24 protein-coding genes are annotated in these 19318 nt (G+C 36.8%); 7 read left to right on the top strand and 17 right to left on the bottom strand.

The window, feature by feature from the left end:
* Positions 1 to 41: 41 nt before the first annotated feature.
* The 7 genes from JNUCC25_RS11215 to JNUCC25_RS11185 all read right to left on the bottom strand — a co-directional run bounded on the left by JNUCC25_RS11215 (position 42) and on the right by JNUCC25_RS11185 (position 5719).
* On the bottom strand, positions 42 to 479 hold the full coding sequence (locus tag JNUCC25_RS11215) for a S1 domain-containing RNA-binding protein (protein ID WP_013056909.1): 438 nt from the start codon (positions 477 to 479) through the stop codon (positions 42 to 44).
* A 181-nt stretch (positions 480 to 660) separates the two neighbouring features.
* Positions 661 to 1482 carry an ammonia-dependent NAD(+) synthetase gene (gene nadE / locus JNUCC25_RS11210; protein WP_013083029.1) on the bottom strand — a complete coding sequence of 274 codons (822 nt, stop codon included), beginning with the start codon at positions 1480 to 1482 and terminating at the stop codon, positions 661 to 663.
* A 34-nt stretch (positions 1483 to 1516) separates the two neighbouring features.
* Complete coding sequence (gene nadD / locus JNUCC25_RS11205) at positions 1517 to 2197, bottom strand: nicotinate (nicotinamide) nucleotide adenylyltransferase (RefSeq protein WP_029321572.1); 681 nt, start codon at positions 2195 to 2197, stop codon at positions 1517 to 1519.
* 15 nt (positions 2198 to 2212) lie between these two features.
* Complete coding sequence (locus tag JNUCC25_RS11200) at positions 2213 to 3682, bottom strand: nicotinate phosphoribosyltransferase (RefSeq protein WP_275764698.1); 1470 nt, start codon at positions 3680 to 3682, stop codon at positions 2213 to 2215.
* Between the two features lie 23 nt (positions 3683 to 3705).
* Positions 3706 to 4254, bottom strand: a complete 549-nt coding sequence (locus tag JNUCC25_RS11195) for a cysteine hydrolase family protein (protein ID WP_013056905.1) — start codon at positions 4252 to 4254, stop codon at positions 3706 to 3708.
* 71 nt (positions 4255 to 4325) lie between these two features.
* Positions 4326 to 5102, bottom strand: a complete 777-nt coding sequence (locus tag JNUCC25_RS11190) for an NUDIX domain-containing protein (RefSeq protein ID WP_029321567.1) — start codon at positions 5100 to 5102, stop codon at positions 4326 to 4328.
* Positions 5103 to 5323: 221 nt separating this feature from the next.
* Positions 5324 to 5719, bottom strand: coding sequence for a CDI toxin immunity protein (locus JNUCC25_RS11185; RefSeq protein ID WP_013056903.1), 396 nt, complete (start codon positions 5717 to 5719; stop codon positions 5324 to 5326).
* A 331-nt stretch (positions 5720 to 6050) separates the two neighbouring features.
* Between JNUCC25_RS11185 and JNUCC25_RS11180 the strand changes: the two genes are divergently transcribed.
* Positions 6051 to 7139, top strand: a complete 1089-nt coding sequence (locus tag JNUCC25_RS11180) for an FAD-dependent monooxygenase (RefSeq protein ID WP_063671486.1) — start codon at positions 6051 to 6053, stop codon at positions 7137 to 7139.
* A 103-nt stretch (positions 7140 to 7242) separates the two neighbouring features.
* Here JNUCC25_RS11180 and JNUCC25_RS11175 read toward each other — a convergent pair whose 3' ends face one another.
* Together JNUCC25_RS11175 and JNUCC25_RS11170 are read right to left on the bottom strand one after the other, a co-directional pair.
* A complete protein-coding gene (locus JNUCC25_RS11175) occupies positions 7243 to 7578 on the bottom strand; it encodes a helix-turn-helix domain-containing protein (protein ID WP_013056901.1) in 336 nt (111 codons plus the stop codon).
* 182 nt (positions 7579 to 7760) lie between these two features.
* Positions 7761 to 7886 (bottom strand): anti-repressor SinI family protein, encoded by a 126-nt coding sequence (locus JNUCC25_RS11170; RefSeq protein ID WP_013056900.1) that lies wholly within the window; start codon positions 7884 to 7886, stop codon positions 7761 to 7763.
* 231 nt (positions 7887 to 8117) lie between these two features.
* Between JNUCC25_RS11170 and JNUCC25_RS11165 the strand changes: the two genes are divergently transcribed.
* Both JNUCC25_RS11165 and JNUCC25_RS11160 read left to right on the top strand, forming a co-directional pair.
* Positions 8118 to 9671, top strand: a complete 1554-nt coding sequence (locus tag JNUCC25_RS11165; RefSeq protein WP_063671484.1) for an alpha/beta hydrolase — start codon at positions 8118 to 8120, stop codon at positions 9669 to 9671.
* A gap of 15 nt (positions 9672 to 9686) precedes the next feature.
* Positions 9687 to 10157 (top strand): DinB family protein, encoded by a 471-nt coding sequence (locus JNUCC25_RS11160; RefSeq protein WP_013056898.1) that lies wholly within the window; start codon positions 9687 to 9689, stop codon positions 10155 to 10157.
* A 64-nt stretch (positions 10158 to 10221) separates the two neighbouring features.
* Here the strand turns inward: JNUCC25_RS11160 and JNUCC25_RS11155 are convergent, their stop codons facing one another.
* The 3 genes from JNUCC25_RS11155 to JNUCC25_RS11145 all read right to left on the bottom strand — a co-directional run bounded on the left by JNUCC25_RS11155 (position 10222) and on the right by JNUCC25_RS11145 (position 11640).
* A complete protein-coding gene (locus JNUCC25_RS11155; RefSeq protein ID WP_013056897.1) occupies positions 10222 to 10419 on the bottom strand; it encodes a hypothetical protein in 198 nt (65 codons plus the stop codon).
* Positions 10420 to 10534: 115 nt separating this feature from the next.
* Positions 10535 to 10963 (bottom strand): metallothiol transferase FosB, encoded by a 429-nt coding sequence (fosB, locus tag JNUCC25_RS11150; RefSeq protein ID WP_013056896.1) that lies wholly within the window; start codon positions 10961 to 10963, stop codon positions 10535 to 10537.
* A gap of 65 nt (positions 10964 to 11028) precedes the next feature.
* A complete protein-coding gene (locus tag JNUCC25_RS11145; protein WP_029321560.1) occupies positions 11029 to 11640 on the bottom strand; it encodes a LysE/ArgO family amino acid transporter in 612 nt (203 codons plus the stop codon).
* Positions 11641 to 11743: 103 nt separating this feature from the next.
* Between JNUCC25_RS11145 and JNUCC25_RS11140 the strand changes: the two genes are divergently transcribed.
* Positions 11744 to 13186: an aminotransferase-like domain-containing protein gene (locus tag JNUCC25_RS11140; protein WP_064471637.1), complete on the top strand. Its 1443-nt coding sequence runs from the start codon at positions 11744 to 11746 to the stop codon at positions 13184 to 13186.
* On the opposite strand, the gene JNUCC25_RS11135 is transcribed toward JNUCC25_RS11140, so the two are convergent.
* From JNUCC25_RS11135 to JNUCC25_RS11125, 3 genes are read right to left on the bottom strand one after another with little or no spacing between them, the layout of a single operon-like run.
* Positions 13177 to 14253, bottom strand: coding sequence for a HAMP domain-containing sensor histidine kinase (locus tag JNUCC25_RS11135; protein WP_064471636.1), 1077 nt, complete (start codon positions 14251 to 14253; stop codon positions 13177 to 13179). The genes JNUCC25_RS11140 and JNUCC25_RS11135 overlap by 10 nt on opposite strands.
* Positions 14250 to 14930: a response regulator transcription factor gene (locus JNUCC25_RS11130; protein WP_013056892.1), complete on the bottom strand. Its 681-nt coding sequence runs from the start codon at positions 14928 to 14930 to the stop codon at positions 14250 to 14252. The genes JNUCC25_RS11135 and JNUCC25_RS11130 overlap by 4 nt, the downstream gene beginning before the upstream one ends.
* A gap of 11 nt (positions 14931 to 14941) precedes the next feature.
* Positions 14942 to 15505: a class I SAM-dependent methyltransferase gene (locus JNUCC25_RS11125; RefSeq protein ID WP_064471635.1), complete on the bottom strand. Its 564-nt coding sequence runs from the start codon at positions 15503 to 15505 to the stop codon at positions 14942 to 14944.
* Positions 15506 to 15737: 232 nt separating this feature from the next.
* Between JNUCC25_RS11125 and JNUCC25_RS11120 the strand changes: the two genes are divergently transcribed.
* Positions 15738 to 15872, top strand: coding sequence for a hypothetical protein (locus JNUCC25_RS11120; RefSeq protein WP_454223260.1), 135 nt, complete (start codon positions 15738 to 15740; stop codon positions 15870 to 15872).
* 83 nt (positions 15873 to 15955) lie between these two features.
* Here the strand turns inward: JNUCC25_RS11120 and JNUCC25_RS11115 are convergent, their stop codons facing one another.
* Positions 15956 to 16675: an SDR family NAD(P)-dependent oxidoreductase gene (locus JNUCC25_RS11115; protein WP_064471634.1), complete on the bottom strand. Its 720-nt coding sequence runs from the start codon at positions 16673 to 16675 to the stop codon at positions 15956 to 15958.
* Between the two features lie 197 nt (positions 16676 to 16872).
* Here JNUCC25_RS11115 and JNUCC25_RS11110 point away from each other — a divergent pair, with 197 nt between their 5' ends.
* A complete protein-coding gene (locus JNUCC25_RS11110; protein ID WP_013056890.1) occupies positions 16873 to 17499 on the top strand; it encodes an FMN-dependent NADH-azoreductase in 627 nt (208 codons plus the stop codon).
* Between the two features lie 28 nt (positions 17500 to 17527).
* Here JNUCC25_RS11110 and JNUCC25_RS11105 read toward each other — a convergent pair whose 3' ends face one another.
* Positions 17528 to 18295 (bottom strand): TrmB family transcriptional regulator, encoded by a 768-nt coding sequence (locus JNUCC25_RS11105; RefSeq protein WP_064471633.1) that lies wholly within the window; start codon positions 18293 to 18295, stop codon positions 17528 to 17530.
* Positions 18296 to 18417: 122 nt separating this feature from the next.
* On the opposite strand from JNUCC25_RS11105, the gene JNUCC25_RS11100 reads away from it, so the two are divergent.
* Positions 18418 to 19191, top strand: a complete 774-nt coding sequence (locus JNUCC25_RS11100) for a sulfite exporter TauE/SafE family protein (RefSeq protein ID WP_013056888.1) — start codon at positions 18418 to 18420, stop codon at positions 19189 to 19191.
* Positions 19192 to 19318: the final 127 nt, after the last annotated feature.

Genomic DNA, 19318 nt, shown 5'->3' with positions numbered 1-19318 from the left:
TTGCTTCAGCTATATAATAAAGTAGTTAAAGTGGAAGGGGTTTATCCGCGTCTTCCGCCTCTGCCACCTCGTTTTGATTCAGTGCTGCGTTTTAGTGTAGATAAATTATCTTCACTATCCTTTAAGAAACGCGCCATTTTTTGTTCGAAGTTTTCCTTTGGTTGGAAGTTGCTTTTAGAACGATTATCATTATTTCTTGCCTGACGTGGCGGGCGTTGTGAATAAGAAGATGAGGGTCTTTCAGGTTTATCTATCGCTTTTTTAATCGATAATCCAATTTTTCCATCTTTCTCATTAACGACTTTCACTTCAATTTCTTGACCAACTTTAAGATGGTCATTAATGTCTTTTACATAGCTGTCAGCTACCTCACTAATATGTACAAGCCCAGTTTGACCTCCAGGTAATTCTACAAATGCTCCAAAATTAGTAATACCTGTTACTTTACCTTGTACCTTGCTACCTACTTCAACTGCCATAAAAAATGTTCCTCCTCAATAATATTAAAAGCACTTCATTATACCAAAGTGCGTAAGAATAACAAAGTGTGTATGAGAAAACAATTCGTTAATTTACACTTTTTCCGCCACTTTTTTGTTTTATGAAAGAAATCAGTCAAAATAATGCCCATATTAGATATACCTAATATGGGCATTTCTCTCATTTCCACCATTCATCAAACATGCTAGCCGGTAACTGACGCTTATGTTCAGTAATACGATAGCGCTGTTCAATTTTTTCAGCGGCTTCTTGTGATACTTCTTTTCCTTCCAAATAATCGTCTAGTTCATCATAAGAAATTCCTAGTTCCGTTTCATCAGATTGACCAGGACTATTATCTAACAAGTCAGCTGTTGGTACTTTTTCGTACAATCGTTTATCTGCACCTAATTCTTTTAGCAATGCTTTTCCTTGACGTTTTGTTAATCCCGTTAGAGGCAGCACGTCTGCTCCGCCATCCCCGTATTTCGTAAAAAAGCCTGTTACTGCTTCTGCTGCATGATCGGTTCCGATAACTAAAAGGCCGTTTTCTCCCCCGATTGCATACTGTACAATCATACGTGTACGTGCTTTGACATTTCCTTTATGAAAATCAGACAGCGCTATATCTGTCGCGCCTGTAAACGAACTTTCAAATGCTTCCACCGTGTTTTTAATATTAAACGTATATGTTTCATTAGGTTTAATAAATTCTAGTGACGCCTTCGCATCTGCTTCATCATGCTGCGTGCCATGAGGCAAGCGAACGGCTACAAATTTTGCTTCATATTCTTCTTTTCGCAATTCGTCTACAGCAATCTGCGCTAATCGCCCAGCTAAGCTAGAGTCCTGCCCCCCGCTTATACCTAATACAAAGCCTTTTGCATTTGCTGACTTTAGGTAGCTTTTCAGAAAATCAACGCGGGCACGAATTTCTTGTGCTGGATCAATTTCAGATTTCACATGTAGCTCTTTTCTTATTTTTTCTTGCATGTCTGACATGATACATGCTCTCCTTCCATTATATGTAGATTTGTTACTGATACAGTCCATGTTTTTTACTATAAAAATAACAGAGATCAGGCATTAAATATCTTGGTTCTCCGCCCCGGGCAAATTCTTGACGAATATAAGTAGAACTGATTTCCATCGCCAGCCCTTTATCAAGAAGCTGAAACCGGCCGTCGTCATAATTTCGAAGCAATGGAGAATGACTAATAGCTTTCAACATGTCTATTCCCTCTCTTGCCATGATGATAAACTGGTTTTTACTAATAAGTTCATCTGCTTTCTTCCACTTGCCTTCACCAATATCTTGCAGTAAGTCGGCTCCCATAATAAAAAATAAATCAGCGTGTGGAAGCAATTTTTTAAAGTGCTCCATAGTGTAGTATGTGTAATGATAGCCGGGCAATACGTCTAGCTCATACGTATCGAGTAAAAATTTTGGGTTATCTTTAATCGCTAAGCTAACCATATTTACACGGTGCTCATCCGACGTCTGGAGCTTTTTATCTGTTCGTTTGTGCGATGAAGGCAAAAAGATAATAGCATCTAACTTCTTTCGATGCGCAACCGTTGATGCCGTCCAAAGATGAACATTGGTAACCGGATCAAAAGAAGAACCATAAATACCAATTTTCGCTCCTTTTTCTAAAAGCTTATCTATTTTTTTATCAGGGTTTAGCTGTTGAAAATAAGCAAGCGTATCTGACATGTCTCCAGCTCCCTACTATTTTTTATTTAGGGCTTCCGCTACTTTTTGTTTTACGTACGCAATTTGACGGGTTTTATTTCCCCAACATTTCTCGCTTAAATCTACTGGATATTCTTCAGGATTGCGCGTACGCTTATATTCATCCCAAAGCAGCTCTAAATTATCTTTTACGTACTGCTGAATTTCCTGAAGTTCTTCTGTTTCATACACAAGCTTTCCGTTTACAAAGATATCATGATGGAGTTCTTTTGCCTCAAAATTTGTGACGAATTTACTGATAAACGTATGAACAGGATGGAACATTTTTAAACGTTCTTCGCTTTGAGGATCTTCATCTTCCATCGTGATATAATCCCCTTCAGATTTTCCATTCAAATTATTAATAATACGATATACGCGCTTCAACCCTGGTGTACTCACTTTTTCAGGATTGGCGCTAATCTTAATCGTATCCATCATCTCGCCATTTTCTCCTTCAATAGAGACGAGTTTATATACTGCTCCAAGCGCCGGCTGATCATATGCAGTAATGAGCTTAGTGCCAATTCCCCACATGTCTATTCGTGCCCCTTGCGACTTTAAATGCATAATCGTATCTTCATCTAAATCGTTGGAAGCAACAATTTTTGTGTCTGTAAACCCTGCTTCATCTAACATTTGACGAGCTTTTTTAGACAAATATGTTAAATCGCCGCTGTCTAAGCGAATCGCTGTAAAATTAATTTTATCGCCTAATTCTTTTGCTACTTTAATGGCGTTGGGAACTCCTGATTTTAACGTATCGTACGTATCAACTAGAAACACGCAGTTTTTATGGCGACGAGCATATTTATGAAATGCAATATATTCGTCTTTATAAGCCTGCACCATGGCATGAGCATGCGTTCCTGCAACTGGAATTCCAAATTTCTTTCCTGCTCGCACGTTAGAAGTAGCACCAAATCCGCCAATATAGGCTGCTCTTGTTCCCCAAATAGCAGCGTCCATTTCTTGAGCGCGGCGTGTTCCAAATTCCATTGCCACTTGATCTCCCACTACATGTTTGATTCGAGCTGCTTTCGTCGCAATCAGCGTTTGGTAATTCACAATATTCAAAATAGCTGTTTCTACGAGCTGAGCTTCAATTAATGGTGCTTCTACACGTAAAATTGGTTCATTATGAAACACAAGCTCACCTTCACGCATACATCGAATCGTTCCAGTAAACGTAAGGTCTTTTAAGTAAGCTAAATAATCTTCTTTAAAACCTAATTCTTCGTGCAAGTAGGTTAAATCTGATTCGCTAAATTTAAATGCTTTAATATATTCAATAATTCTTTCTAATCCGGCAAAAACAGCATAGCCATTTCCAAAAGGAAGTTTGCGGAAGAAAACTTCAAAAACAGCTCTCTTTTGATGAATATTATCTTCCCAGTACGTTTCTCCCATATTAATTTGATATAAATCAGTGTGTAGCATTACGCTGTCATCTGTAAACATATTCATTGATTTCCTCCACTTTTATGTCCTTAAATAATTTCTGCTCCGAGGCAAGATTTAAAATGTTCAAGCGCCCACTCATGACCTTTTTGATTAAAGCTTGCTACGGCTTTTTCATAAATATAAATAGCAAATCCTTTATTATAGGCATCTACTGCTGTATGAAGTACACAAATATCCGTGCATACACCTGCTAAGTAGACATCGGTAATTTGTCTTTCTCTCAGTTTAATCTCCAGATCCGTTCCAGCAAATGCGCTGTATCTCGTCTTATTCATCCATTCTACATTTGCCTTTGATTGATACACATTATATAAATCATTTAACTTTCCGTATAGCTCTCTTCCTGCAGAACCTTCAACATTATGAGGCGGAAACAGCGCTGATTCTGGATGCAAGGAATCATTTTCTTTATGAAAATCAATGGCGAACACGACATACTCGTTTTGCTCAATAAATTGACGTGTAATATCGCTTATGGATGTTTCAATGTGTCTCCCTGGTTCTCCGCATGTCAAAGCTCCGTTTTCAGCTACAAAATCATTTGTATAATCGATGTTAATCAGTGCTTTTTTCATTATGTTTCCCCCTCATACGTAAAAATTAACAGTTAACATATTGTTAATTATTTGAATTGAAAGTTTTTCTTTTAGTAGCGTGCTGTATAGATTGGCTTCATCACATTCATTTCAACAAACCGGTAGAGCTTTGTTGGTTTTTTAGACGTTCTCGTCGTTGTTTTTCCATCTACTTCTTCAATAAATGGCAGCATTCTTATTTTTCGTGCAAAGGCCTGATCACTTTTAATCGCTGCATCATCCGTTACGGTAAGCAGCACAGCCTGCAGCTCAGAGTATGTAAACTGAGAAGGCAGAAACTTCTGGGCAATGGTCGTTTGCAATAAATCTTTCTTAATTTCCTTGATTGCATCTCGAATGATGATTTCATGATCAAATGCTAAAGGCAATGAAAAGATTTCATCTATTTTAAATAATTCAACTCGAGCAGCATCATCCTTCGCTTTTCGCTTTATTAGACTATCTTCTGGGACGATTGCATAATGTGCGTTTGTAATGACCCATCCTCTATCGTCCCTGCCAGGCTCATCATAGACACCATAGTGTTTTAAATGAATATCTTTTACGCCCGTTTCTTCTTCGAGCTCTCTTTTAGCCGCTTCAAAAGCTGATTCATCAGGATGGACAAATCCGCCGGGAAGCGCCCACTTTCCTGCTTCGCTGTTCTTTTCTCCTTCTGCATTCACCATTGCTCGTTGGATAAGCATTAATTTCAAACTCATTTTAGGTGGTTTGTATGGTTCTTTTTCTTCCGTCACAATCGTAAATACAGCAATATCTGACGTATAGCCATAGGGTTTAGGGTATTCTTTTTTCGTTTGATTCGTCACTGCTTTATTGTTCGACATTCATCATTTCTCCTGATCGCTCTTTTTACAATTAACAATATGATTAATGTTAATTATATTTGTTTTATGGAAAATGTCAATACTTTTCCTACTAATTATAAAGAGAAGGTAATTTATGTTGTAAATAACGTTATGTTTCGTATTTTTTAGATTTTATATGCATAAAAAGCTGAGTGAAGAGGTTCTAATTCGCCTCCTCCCTCAGCTTTTTTTCCTTTTAATTAACGTGCTGCTAAACCAATCATCATTTTACCGTCTTTAAAATACTCAATTACATAGTCAACAGACGGACAGTAAATAAATGCTTCTTCTGTAAGATCAGCTGTTTGTTGAAAAAATAGTAAAGCCTGAGCTAAATCGACGCTTACAGCTTTAGTTGCTCGTTTCCAAAATAAAACAACCTGATGTTCTTTTATATTCATCTCTTGAAGCCATTTTTTGATTTCTTCAATATGCCGGGTGGACTTTTTAATTAATACTTTTCTCCAATTAATTTGCATGATTGTTAAAAAAGGAAAGGTGTTTGAAAGTTTTTCGAAGTAAATGCTTGTCTGCCTTTTTGTTAGCAAATCTGCACTGTTACCCAATGTTTGAATATAATGTTCTACTTTTGTCATAATCATCCTCCAGTCGAAATTGGAGTTTGCTAGAATTTTCAGAAACGATCTCTACTCTTCTTGCTAAAAATCCTGCAGCTTTCCAACCGTGCTTTTTCTCAACAATTTTGAAATTTCACCTTTTTATACAAATTATTCAAAATAATTTGTGTATTTTAGTTTATCATAAAACTTAATCTTTGACTTTGATTATGTAGAACCTTATTTGTGTTTTGTCCAAAGAGCGAATTTCATAGAAGAAAAGCTATAAAAAAGTTGACATTAACATTTATAAAAGTTAATATACTTACTAAAAGTAACTTAATTGCATATAACAAACAAGGTGAAGAAAATGAACTATCAAACAGATGTGTGTATAATAGGAGCCGGACCAGGCGGTGCTCTACTGGCCTATCTACTGGCTAAACAAAATATATCAACTATACTGATAGAGAGATCTGATGAGCTTGGAAAAGAATTTCGAGGCGAACATTTAAATGAAGATGGAGAAATGATTCTTAAGAAACATCATATATTTGAAGAAATTGAAAGCTTAGGCCTCCTTCGAATGTCTAGGGTCGAATACTGGAAGGATGGACATGTATTCAAAACGATAGAATCTGAACTTGGACATGCAGGAATTCATGTTCCACAGCAGCATCTCCTTCAGTCTATAAATAACCAAGCAAGCATCCATCTCTCCTACAAGCTTATGCTGGGCACAAAAGTAACGGAGCTAATGCAGAATGAAAAAGGACAATATACTGGAATAAAAGCTCAGCAAAAAGGCCGGGGTGAAATAATAGTTGAAAGTAAAATCATTATTGGAGCAGATGGTCGATATTCAACTGTTCGCAAACTTGCGCACATAAAAAACAATATCCACAATCATGGATACGATTTGCTTTGGGCGAAAATTCCTGCACCTGCCAATTGGGAGCCTTCTATTAAATTTTCACTTGTGAAGCAGCAGCAGGTGGCGCTTTTTTCTCAAGCAAAAGGCTTTGTTCAAATCGGATGGAATATTGAAAAAGGCAGCTATCCTGCTCTTCGAAAGCAATCGTTTAGACCGTTTATTCAGCGTTTAATAGACGCTTTCCCTAGCTTAAACCTTTCAATAGAAAGGTTTATTACGTCGTGGTCAGACTTTACACTTCTTTCTGTGCAAAGCAGCATAAGCGAAGTATGGTCAAAGCATCACCTGTTATTATTAGGGGATGCTGCTCATACGATGACTCCCACTGGCGCTTTTGGATTAAACGAGTCATTAAAAGATGCTGACTTACTGTCTGACTTACTGCATCAAGTTTTTTATCAAAACAAAAAGATTTCAGAAACATTGAGACAGTTTGAACAGAAAAGAAAGCCTGAATTAATAACTCTTGAACGTATTCAGTTTCAGCGAGAAAAAGAATTCTCGTCCCATTTTATTTCTTCTTAAGCCTAAAAAAGAGATTCCATAGATAAATGGAATCTCTTTTTTACAATCATGATTTTTCAGCAGTTGTTCTATGTAAGTTCTCTTTTATGTATATTCCACGAAGTTAATCTTGCTTTGCCCGCTGCCATTTTTGAAATTCAAGAAATTGTTTAAACTGCTCTTTGCTTATTCCTGACTCCGCTGCTTCTTTTGCTAACTCAAGCCACTCATCATCAATATCCAACGATTCAGATTTATCCATAGGCTCATGAATCAATCTATCAATACTGACGTTCAATGAGGTAGAAATTTTGTTTAGAAATTGAATAGATGGGTTGAGCTGAATTCCTCTTTCTACTGAAGATATGTACGATTTAGCAACACCCGCTCGGTTTGCAAGTTCTGTTAGCGATATTCCCTGTTTCGTTCTGAGATCTCGAATACGTTGGCCAATTGTCATTTTAATCACCCTTACTAATGCTTACTTATCGATAATAATACCATAATTTCACTTTACCGTGCATTATAAATAAACGTTCTTACTGTAAAGGGATGATTATACATCTAGTAGACATAGCTTGAGACTCGCTATAAAGGTTATCTATGCTTAGAAAATTCTTTATTTTCTTACTAGTGTATTGACTAAGAATTTGAGCTAATACTTTGTAAAAATTGTCTAACTTCCTCGATGCTTATACCTGTTTGTTTTGCTTCCATTATGAGCATAACCCATTCTAAGTCTAACGCATTTTCGTCTTTAAAATTCATAATTCTCCTCCTTTCTTCTTTTTTCGAAATTGATAACGTTTTCTTTTTGCTGTTTTTGGGCATTCTCCCTTATTTTTCACTATGGTTTTACAGTATAATGGATATTACTAGAACATTAGACATTTTTTAATTACTAAAAAGTACCCTTTTTTTGAATTTTTTGTCTATTCTTATCATAATAATTTTACCGTTACACAAACGCTACAGTTAGACACTAGGAGGATTGTTTTTATGCCTTTTCTGCATACGGCGACAGAAAAAATTTACTATGAAGTTCATTCGCCCGTATTCACTGACAAGACAGAAACCATTGTGATGGTTCATTCTGTTATCACTGATCATACGCTTTTTGATTCTATTACTGCAGAATTAACCCAACATTATTGTGTTATTCAATACGATTTGAGAGAGACAGGAAATAGCGCCTCCGCTACAGGGGAGATATCGTTTGAGGCTCATATTGAAGATCTTTTCCACTTATTACATACGTTACATATAAAGAAATGTTACTTAGTTGGCGTGGGATTTGGAGGACAAATCGCTGTTAAATTTGCTGCCCGCTATGAATTTCTTATTGAGGGACTGATACTATTGTCTCTTCCTTTTTATTCAGATAGCACCCTTCAAAAGATTAAGAGATGTTACAACGAAGAAAGTAAAAACCAAATACCGGTAGATAAAATTTTCGAATTAGGCAAACTAGAGAGTCTGGAACCTACAAACATACAACAGGTAATTGAAAGACTAAAAAAAATGGATCCCGGTGTATATTTCCGCTTTCTTAAACTATCTATTACAGACAATCTATTTCAAGAGTTGACTAGCATTTCACTTCCTGTACTCACTTTATCTGGTCAACATGATTTTCTGTTTTCATCTCAGTATCTCATTTCAAAGACGATGTTTTTAAAAAACTACAGTCATATGACCATACCTAACGCACATTCTTTATTTTTGGTAAAAGAAAAAACAACTTTACTCAAAGAAATTGCCGTAGATTTTATTAAAAGTAACAAAACTCAGCCGTCTTCTTTAAGAAATGACTCTATGAAAATACTTAAAAACTGGGAAAGTGATACGGCTATAGACATACAAAAAGACTTCCATGCCCACACACCCTCTCTTAAAGTAGATTTCTTGTACTCTTTTTCCGTCTATGTAAATGGCCAGCTTATTACAGAGGGCTGGAATAAGCGCTTTGCTCAAGAAATTTTACTATATCTTATTTTTCATCATTCTATCAGCAGAGAACAGCTATGCGAAGCGTTGTGGCCTGACATACCTTTAAGCAATGCCAAAAAGAATTTACGCGTCTACTTGTCTCATTTAAAAAAGTTATTGAATGCAGAAAAGGAAGAGCCAGTTTTACTTGTTAACAGGCAGCTCATTTCTTTAAACGCAGATGTATCAAGCGATGGATTAGATTTATTAACTGACCTTCAGTGGATTACCGAACAGTCTGATCCGACGTTGAAATTCAAGGAAGCTGAACAGCGACTGCACCAATTAGTTCCTCATTATTTAACAACGATTTATGACGACTGGTTCCTTGATATCCGAGTAAAAATAGAGATTATTCTTCTTGACTTATTAATCTGGATGAAAGAATGGCTTTGTGAGAATGGAAAAGTTTCAAAAGCCGTATTTTTACTCATTAAATTTATTGATTTAGTAGAAGAAAAGGAATTCATTTATGATGAAATTGTCGATTGCTATATTAAGCTCGATAACAATGAAAAATCAGAGTACTGGCTGGATCAAAAAATGCGGTATTTAGTTGAATAAAAAGGATGTGAATACATGAATTCGTACTGTGAGATGGTGTTTAATCAAATAAACGTTAACATCCATTCCCTAACCGCAATCATTAATGACGTTACAGAAGAAGAGCTTGCTTATCGTCCCCTCCCTCACAAGCGGTCTATTCAAGAGCTGCTGCAGCATTTATGTCTCATTTGTAGTGCAGACTATTATATTTCCTTAGGCTACTCTGCAGATAAAATGAATGACTTTTATCTGCAGCATCCAGCTTATACAAAGCTTGAACTCAAAGCTGCTTTAGTAGAGGGCTTCAATCAGCTAAAAGCAGCCTACTCTTCTTTTGACGAACAAAAGCTATTTTCACTGCAGACATCCTATTGGGGATGCACGTATACACGTTTTGAGTGGCTACTTGAAATTCAATCTCATTTATACCATCACCGTGCAGAACTGTACACGCTTCTAACCTGTTACCGCAGAAACGGATTGGATGTAGTGCTTTTTGAGTAATATCATTTTGAAATAGAAAAAAGCAGTGAAGCTAAAGCTTCACTGCTTTTTCTTACTATTTATATTAGATAACCTTTATTTTTGTTTTAATTGTATAATATGTATCTGCTACTAGTCCTACTGCAAGTCCGCTAATCATCCCGTACGGCAATACGCCAGGTACATTTTGATAAAAAGTTCCGATGAACATTGCAGCTAGTATGCCGAAAAGTACGCCTATTACAATATGCGAACCAAACTTCACCTGTTTTGCGGTATACATTCTTCCTCCTCCTCACTTTTTTTCCATTATATCACAACAGTATCGTTTGTTTAATGATAAATGCAAGAAGAAGGCGAATGTAATAGAATTATAACCTCATGTAACTATTTTAGTACTACTCTTTTAGCGAATAAAACTTCATATGTGGCTTTTCATCTTGGTAATACGCTAAACGGTCTTGGAGCGTACCGGTATGAAATTCAAATTTATGCCCATCTGGATCCGTAAAATAAAGAGATTTTTTGTCTCTCTCGTCACGGCTTCTTCCCGGTAAGATTGTTACATTATGCTGTTTTAACAATTCTTTTGCTTCGTCAAAGCTTTCAATGGTAATAGAAAACGCTAAATGAGTATACGAATACTGAATTTCTGATCTAGGTACATTTTTTTCTTCGTTTAACGCCAGCCACAATCCATTAAGATTAAAATAAGCGGTGGATTTTCCTTTCACTAAAAGTTCCGCTCCTAACACTTTCTGATAAAAGGTGATGGACTGTTCTAAATTTGACACGGAAAAGCACATATGATTAATTCCTTGAATCATTTTTTACCCTCGCTTTCTAGAAAAAAGCATTTTTATATTACATAACTTTCCTTTCAACGTTTATTCTAATGAAAAAGAATGCTTTTTGCCATGTAAAGAGCCACTCCCCAAATCATACATGCAGAAACCTTATTCACCCAAATCATTATTTTCCCATTTGTATCCATTTCCCCTATCACTTTTCCTGCAAAAGCTAAAAATAAAAACCATATCCACGAAACAGATATCGTAACCAGCGTAAAAATCCATTTTTCCTTTCCGCTGTACAGTAGAGAATTTGTTCCGATTACGCCTATAATATCCATCAGCGCGTGGGGATTTAGCAGAGATACAGAAGCAGCAAATAGAATCTGCGCTTTTACCGTCATTCCTTCCTTTAATGACGTTTTCGAAGGTTCGCTCTTCCATGTTACAAAGCCCATATACGCTAAAAAAAGAAAACCTATTCCAAAAATAAGCGTTTGAAAAAACGAAAAAGCAGCAACTACTGCTGAAACTCCCAGCACTGCGACTATAATTAAAATCGTATCACAAACAGAAGCCGTCACCACTACGGGAAGCGCCTGTTTGAACATCCGTTGATTTGCTCCTTGATTAAAAACAAACACATTTTGTACTCCTAAAGGTAAAATCAAACCGAATGCTAACAACAAAGCGTGTATAACCACTGTAAACATGTTACTCTCTCCTTTCACTTTCATCTTACAATTGACATCCCCTGTTGTCTCCATCCAAGTTTTGATTTATAATACCAACCAAATTACAAAAAGGTGGTCTCACATGAATTGGACTCCAAATCCGGCTGATAAAAAGCCAATGCACAAACAAATTCAAGAGTATATGAAAGAGAAAATTACAAATGGAGAATGGCCTATTGGAACTAAAATTCCTTCGCAGCGCCATTTGGCTGCTGCCTTTTCTGTAAATAGAAGCACAGTGGTAACAGCAACTGAAAACTTAATTGCTGAAGGACTGCTTAGTGGAAACAAAGGTGGTGGAACCAAAGTCATTAACAATACGTGGAGCTTACTAGCAGCAGGTTCTCACATGAACTGGAGTTCTTATGTAGAGGCAGGAATATACCAACCAAATTCTTCGACTATCCGCCATATTAACGAAGCTGAATTTCAACGGGGCATTATTCGTTTGGGAACTGGAGAGTTAGCACCTGACCTGCTCCCTTCTGATCAGCTTTCCGAGCTGTTTAGCGGAATGAAACATAGAAGCGTACACTTGGGGTACGAGCACCCAAAAGGTAACGGTGAACTGCGACAAGAGTTAGCGAAGCATGTAAAAAAACGAGGCATTGAAACGTCTCCTTCATCTATTTTAATTGTATCTGGTTCACTTCAAGCGCTTCAATTAATTTCAATCGGCCTGCTGCCTCCAGGTGCCAATATTTTAGCTGAAAAGCCATCTTATCTTTATTCTCTGCCCTTGTTTCAGTCCGCACAAATGAAAATAACGGGCGTTTCATTAGATAAAGAAGGAATTCAATTATCTTCATTAAAAGACCAGCATGAAAAAGAAAAAGGCACAGTCTTATATACGATACCCAACTTTCATAACCCGACCAATGTGACGATGAGCGAACAAAGGCGTCAAGAGCTACTTCATCGGTGTGAAATGATGCATTTGCCTATTATTGAAGATGATGCTTACGGAGAGCTTTGGTTTCATTCACCCCCTCCGCTTTCATTAAAAGCTCAAGATAAAAACGGAATGGTTCTTTATTTAGGAACGCTCTCTAAAACCTTCAGCCCAGGATTTCGAATTGGATGGGTTGTCGGGCCAGAACATGTGATTGAGCGATTGGCCGATCTTAAAATGCAAGTTGACTACGGAGCTAGTTCCTTATCTCAATGGGCTGCTGCTGAAGCTCTTAAGACAGGAATTTATGACAATCACGTTGCCAGCGTACGGTACAAATTAAAAGAAAAATCTCAGAAAGCACAGGCTATTTTAGAGAAGCATTTGGAAAGTCTCGCTACATGGAATGTTCCGAGCGGAGGTTTTTATTTTTGGCTTACGCTGCATAAGCCTGTTTCGATGCGTAAATTATTTAAGCACTGTCTAGATCAAGGCGTCCTTTTAAATCCAGGCGCATTATATGATCATGAAACATCGCAGCATATCAGAATATCCTTTGCTTATGCGACGCTTCCAGAATTTGAATACGGTATTAAAATAGTAGCAAAAAGCCTTAAGAATCTTTACTTATGATTCTCAAGGCTTTCTTGTGTTAGCGGCAGCTTTATAAAAAAAGTGAGCTTATTACGCTGAAGCTCCGCTCGTATATCTCCTTGATGAAGCAGGATGATTTGTTTAGCAATAGCCAGTCCTAAGCCTGAACCATTCGCATCCGTTCTTGATTCATCACCTCGATAAAATCGATCAAATAACTTTTCTACCTCAAGTTTTTCACTGATGTTAATGCTGTTCCTAAAGGAAATAACCAACGAATCCTCATCAATTTCCTGATTCACCTCTAATACGGAAGGCTTTTCGCTGTACTTTTTGGCATTTTCGAGCAAATTTTGAAATACTCTTACCATTTTCTCTACATCAATCAATACAACCGATTCACTAGCAAAACTAGTCTGAACGTCAATGCCTTCTCTTTTTAAAATCGGCTCGTACTCTCCTATCACCTGCTGAAGCAAACGTTTCATATCCACTTCATTTCGTTGAAGCTGAAAATCGGGACTCGTTAATTTTGTATAGTCAAACAACTCTTCAATTAAATCCGTTAAATAATTTGCTTTTGAATCGACAATATATAAATAGCTATCTAATGTTTCATCATCTAAATTTGCTCTTTTTTTAATTAAATCGAGGTACCCCACAATGGAGGTTAGCGGCGTGCGCAGATCGTGAGACACACTGGATATTAGCTCATTTTTTGCTTGTTCGATTTCTCGTTCGCGATTAAATTTTGTACGAAGCTGAGCAGACATTTTGTTAATATTTTGACTTAACTCAGCCAGTTCATCTTTTCCTCGCACATGGATGGTTGCTCCTAAATCTCCATTTGATATTTTTTGAACCTGTTCAGAAATTTCTTTCAGGTAACGAATATGGGAACGAATAAGTACTAAAAAAACAAATATAAAGACCACAACCGCCATAGAAATAAGCCCAAACGCCAATAGATTATATGCAGAAACATTCATTTTCTCTTCTTGTATATACCTGCTTAAAACAAGCCTAGAAATTAAAATAAAAATTAAATTAGTAGCCAAAAAGCTTATAATGACAGCAAAAAGAAGCTTTACACTTATTCTTCTCATATCCTGTATCCTACGCCCCATATTGTTTTAATATAAATGGGCTTTTTCGGATTATCCTCAATTTTTTCGCGGATTTTTGTAATATGAACCATTACGGTACTATCCGATTTAAGCGCGTCTGCTTGCCAAACGGCTTCATATATTTTCCCCATACTCATCACCGTCCCCTTATGGCGTGCAAGCAGCTCTAAAATATCAAACTCTTTTGGCGTTAAGCGAATCTCTTGGCCGCGTACAAAGACGAGTCGGGTGCTGCGGTTAATTTCCAAATCGCCAATTTGAATAATTTCATGCTCAGCACGTTGATTGTATTTTTTATAGCGTCTAATTTGTGATTTAACCCGCGCGATGAGCTCGAGAGGATTAAATGGCTTTGTTAAGTAATCATCTGCGCCTGCTGTTAAGCCAGATATCTTGTCCATATCTTCTGACTTAGCTGACAGCATGATAATGGGCATGTTTTTTTCTTCACGTATTTTAAAAGCAGCCTCAATTCCATTCATCTGCGGCATCATAATATCTAATATAATTAAATCTACCTCTTGTTCTTCTAAAAGCGCTAACCCAGATACAGCATTAGAAACTTTCAGCGCTTCAAATCCTTCATTTTCTAAGTAAATAGCAATTAAATTACGAATTTGCTCATCGTCATCCATAATTAAAATTCTGTCTTTCATTTACAAACTCCTTATATCTCATTCTTTTCACATGTAAAAATGTATGCAGGCGGAACATTTCTCCACTCTTTTTCTACTTTAAACTTCGGGAAAAACGTACGAATCAACTCTTTTTTTAAATTCGTATACTGAAGCGTAATAAATTTCCCTTCATCAGCTAATACGCTGCGCGTGTTTTGCAGAATACAGTCCGACACTTCAGACGGCAACGAGGCAAAAGGAAGACCTGATAATACGTAATCTATTTTTGTAATACCATACTGTATCAAGTACTTTTGAACATTTTCAGCGGATCCGTTTATCATGTACACATTTTTTTCATTCCTTACTTGTTCCTTTACTTTTTCGTAAAAATGCCGATTATATTCGATAAGAAGCAAAGTTGTACAAGCGCTTCGTCTTCTTATTAATTCACGGGTGAAAGCTCCGGTTCCTGGTCCGTACTCTACTATACAGGCTGCATGTTCAAAATCAATCCCTTTTATCATCTTTTTCGCTAAGTGCTTAGAGCTTGGCAAAAGTGCTCCTACCGTTCGCGGCTGGTGAAAATATTGATACATAAAAGCTAAATTCATTTTCTATTCCTTCTTTCTACTCTTTCTTTCTAGAATAGAAAAAAATCTAAAGAAACGTTAAGTAAATTTCTTAAGAATTCTTAAGAAAACAAAAAGGAGGATGGGACAGACGTATTTTAGTTGAAGGAAGATCCGAACTATGAATTAAAATCCTTTATTGAGAATTAAGTGCATTCGAATTTTTTATGGTGATAGTCAACGTAGGTTTCATGTATGTAGGTGCTTCTAGCTGTTGATTGGAGGGCAAGGCGAAGACTCCTGCCGGAAAAGCGGAACAGATGAGACCCCGCAGGAGCGCATGCGACGAGGAGGCTCATCGGCCGCCCGCGGAAAGCAAAGTCTGGCATGGAGATCAACAGCGGTGTAACACGCGCCATACTGAATTATTTATCCCATTTGTTCGTCTTTGGATTGATGTAGTTAATGTCTCAATTCCTTTTGAAAGAGTATTCAGCGTAAATAACATCCGCTATTAAGATCAAAGGTGGCTCCTGTATAATGTTTTGCTTGAGGGCTTAATAAAAACAGGACCGTATCTGCCACGTCTTGAGGCGTAACAAAGCTTGGAATCAGCTGATGAGCGATGTATTCATTTTTGCGCCACTCTGGAATATTTTTCATCATATCGGTATTTACCATTGTAGGTGCTACTGCATTCACCCGCATATAAGGAGAAAAATTCATCGCACAGCTCTTGGTTAATCCTAATACTGCTGCTTTAGACATTCCATATATAGCATCGGAGCTTCCTTCCATTCCTGACACGGACGATATATTAATAATCGCCCCTTCTGTTTCCTTTTTCATTAATAATTCGCCAAAGTACTTGGAGAAATAAACATATCCTTTAATATTAATATCCATCACAAAATCTATTTCGTTTTCTTCATAATCCAATAAATTTTTCCCTAAATACACGCCTGCATTATTAACTAACCCATACAAATTTTTATCTTTTATTTGATAAAAAAGATCTTTTACATCCTTTCCATTTTTAACATCTACTACATGCGTTTCAATATGGCCCTTTGTATCTTCAGCTAGTTGTCTCAAAGCTTCATCATTAATATCACAAGCAATAACTGAATAGCACTTTGACACACACTCTTTTACAATTTCTTTGCCAATTCCAGAACCTGCACCCGTAACTATTATCCATTTTCCTTTCATCTCGACACCTCTTATTTACTTCTGTTACACATACTTGTTATATAAATATTCAAATATTTATTATACCATTATTTTCTATATAAAAGTTCTTTTCATATGCTCTTTTTCAACTTACTGAACAAAGTGCGTATAGTTTTTTATACGAGTGATAACGATAAGACAGTACATTATTTCAAACAAGAAAGAGATGATAAGACGTGGCAAAAGTACTTTATATTACAGCTCATCCTCACGATGAGTCTCAATCATTCAGTATGGCAACTGGAAAAGCATTTATCGATGCTTACAAAGAGCACAATTCAAGTGACGAAGTTGTACATATTGACCTTTATAAAGAAAATATCCCTCATATTGATGCGGATGTATTTAGCGGCTGGGGCAAACTTCAGTCTGGCTCTGAACTTTCTTCTCATGAACAGGAAAAGGTCAATCGTCTTGCAGAACTGAGCGAACAGTTTGTAACCGCGGACAAATATGTTTTTGTAACGCCTATGTGGAACTTTTCATTTCCACCGGTTATGAAAGCTTATTTAGACTCTGTAGCCGTAGCCGGTAAGTCATTTAAATACACGGCAGAAGGTCCTGTTGGGCTATTAACGGATAAAAAAGCGCTTCATATTCAAGCGCGCGGAGGCATTTATTCTGAAGGTCCCGCAGCTGATATGGAAATGGGGCATCGTTATATTGGAATTATGATGAATTTCTTCGGAGTACCTTCGTTAGACGGCATTTTTGTCGAAGGGCATAACGCAATGCCAGATAAAGCGCAGGAAATTAAAGAAAAGGGAATAGCCGAAGCCAAAAAACTTGCGCAAACTTTTTAATACAAAAACCCGCATAAAGCGGGTTTTTCTACGCAAAAAAACTTTCTCTTTCCCTTTCGATCCATCTGTCCATTTCCTGATCACTTTTTTCTACAAGTCTGTTAACGAGAATATCATGCCAAATATAGTTTTCAAGTAAATTAATGTTGACTGCGTTATTTGTATAGTAAGCCATTTCTTTATGACCATAAATCATTTCACTGCTGTCAACAGATATAATAAACCAGTTTTGATTCCCAATGTTTTCGGTATAGCTTGTATGACGGTGCCGGTCAAATTCCTCCATCGCTTCATCTTGTTCAAACACAATTCCTTTTAGTTTGACACTCTCCCTTAGCTGTAATAAAAGGGGCTTCAACTCATTATAAATATCGGGCCAAAGCGAGATGACAATTTTATTTTTTGCTTTTAACAATAGCGACTCACAAAAAGCAAGAATCGCTCTTTCCCCTTTCATCGTCATAACCCGGCTTTCTTCTATAGACTCTGCAGCTTCAAGACGTTTAAGCGTTTCGCTAACGTCTTCATACGTTTCGTTCCATTTTTTCTGCAGCGAATGCAAAAAAGCATCGACGGGCAACGACGTGTACTGGGTGCCATCATTACTCTCTTCTTTTAACACCATGCCTTTTTCCTCTAGTGTTTGTAAAATATCGTATACACGCGCTCTTGGCACACCTGAATGTTTACTAATACTATAAGCAGTGGAAGATCCTTTTTTGACAAGCGTCACGTATACTTTTGATTCGTACTGATTAAATCCAAGCGACTGCAGCTGCTGAATAATATTTTCCATAAAGGAAACCTCCCTGTTTTTTAAGTTATTTGAAATTTTCATCATTTACATATTTACAACTGCTTTTTATATAGTTACTATTTAAGTAGTCACTATATATTATGACATGAGGAAGGTGCTTTATGGAAGAATTAAGTTTACAGATTGTTCTTTTGCTTTTACTATTTGGTTTTTTAGCTGCATTCATCGACTCTGTAGTTGGCGGAGGGGGTTTAATTTCAACGCCTGCCCTTTTATTTTTAGGCCTGCCTCCCGCTGCTGCCTTAGCTACAAATAAATTAGCCGGAACGATGGGCGTATTAACGAGTACCATTCGATTTGTTAAATCCGGAAAAGTCGATTTTCGCGTCGTAGGTAAATGGTTTCCTTTTGTATTTATTGGTTCTTTAGGAGGTTCAATCACCGTTCATTTTCTATCCTCTGCTTTTTTGAAACCTGTTATTTTGATTCTCCTTGTTTTAGTTGCTATTTATACAATCTTCAAAAAAAACTGGGGCACCACGTCCACGTATAAGCCGCTGTCTATTAAGAAACTTATTTTCTTTACTGCACTTATTTTTATTATTGGCTTTTACGATGGTTTTTTAGGAGCAGGCACAGGTTCATTTATTTTATTTGCTTTTTTATTTATGGGATTTGATTTCCTGCAGTCAGCAGGCAGTGCAAAATTTTTAAATTTCGGCAGTAACTTAGGTGCTTTGCTTGTGTTTTTATATTTCGATTCTGTTGTATTTTCTTACGGATTAATTATGGGGTTTGCGATGATCGTGGGTTCTTTTGTCGGGTCAAATGTCGCTCTATCAAAAGGCGTGACGTACGTCCGAACGCTTTTTATCCTTGTCACTTTAAGCCTTATTAGCAAAAACATATTCGATTATGTGAATCAGTACAAATAGATCAATGGTTTCTTTAGAACCATAACAATGAACCTATATATCTATTAGATTAATAAAACCACCTCTTACTATTTTCTTATTTTTGGGTAAATGTGTAAAAAAACACTAAAATTGCTGTATACTGGTC

It is taken from the genome of Priestia sp. JNUCC 25, from assembly GCF_053667915.1.
This window is presented reverse-complemented; position numbering and strand designations above follow the sequence as displayed.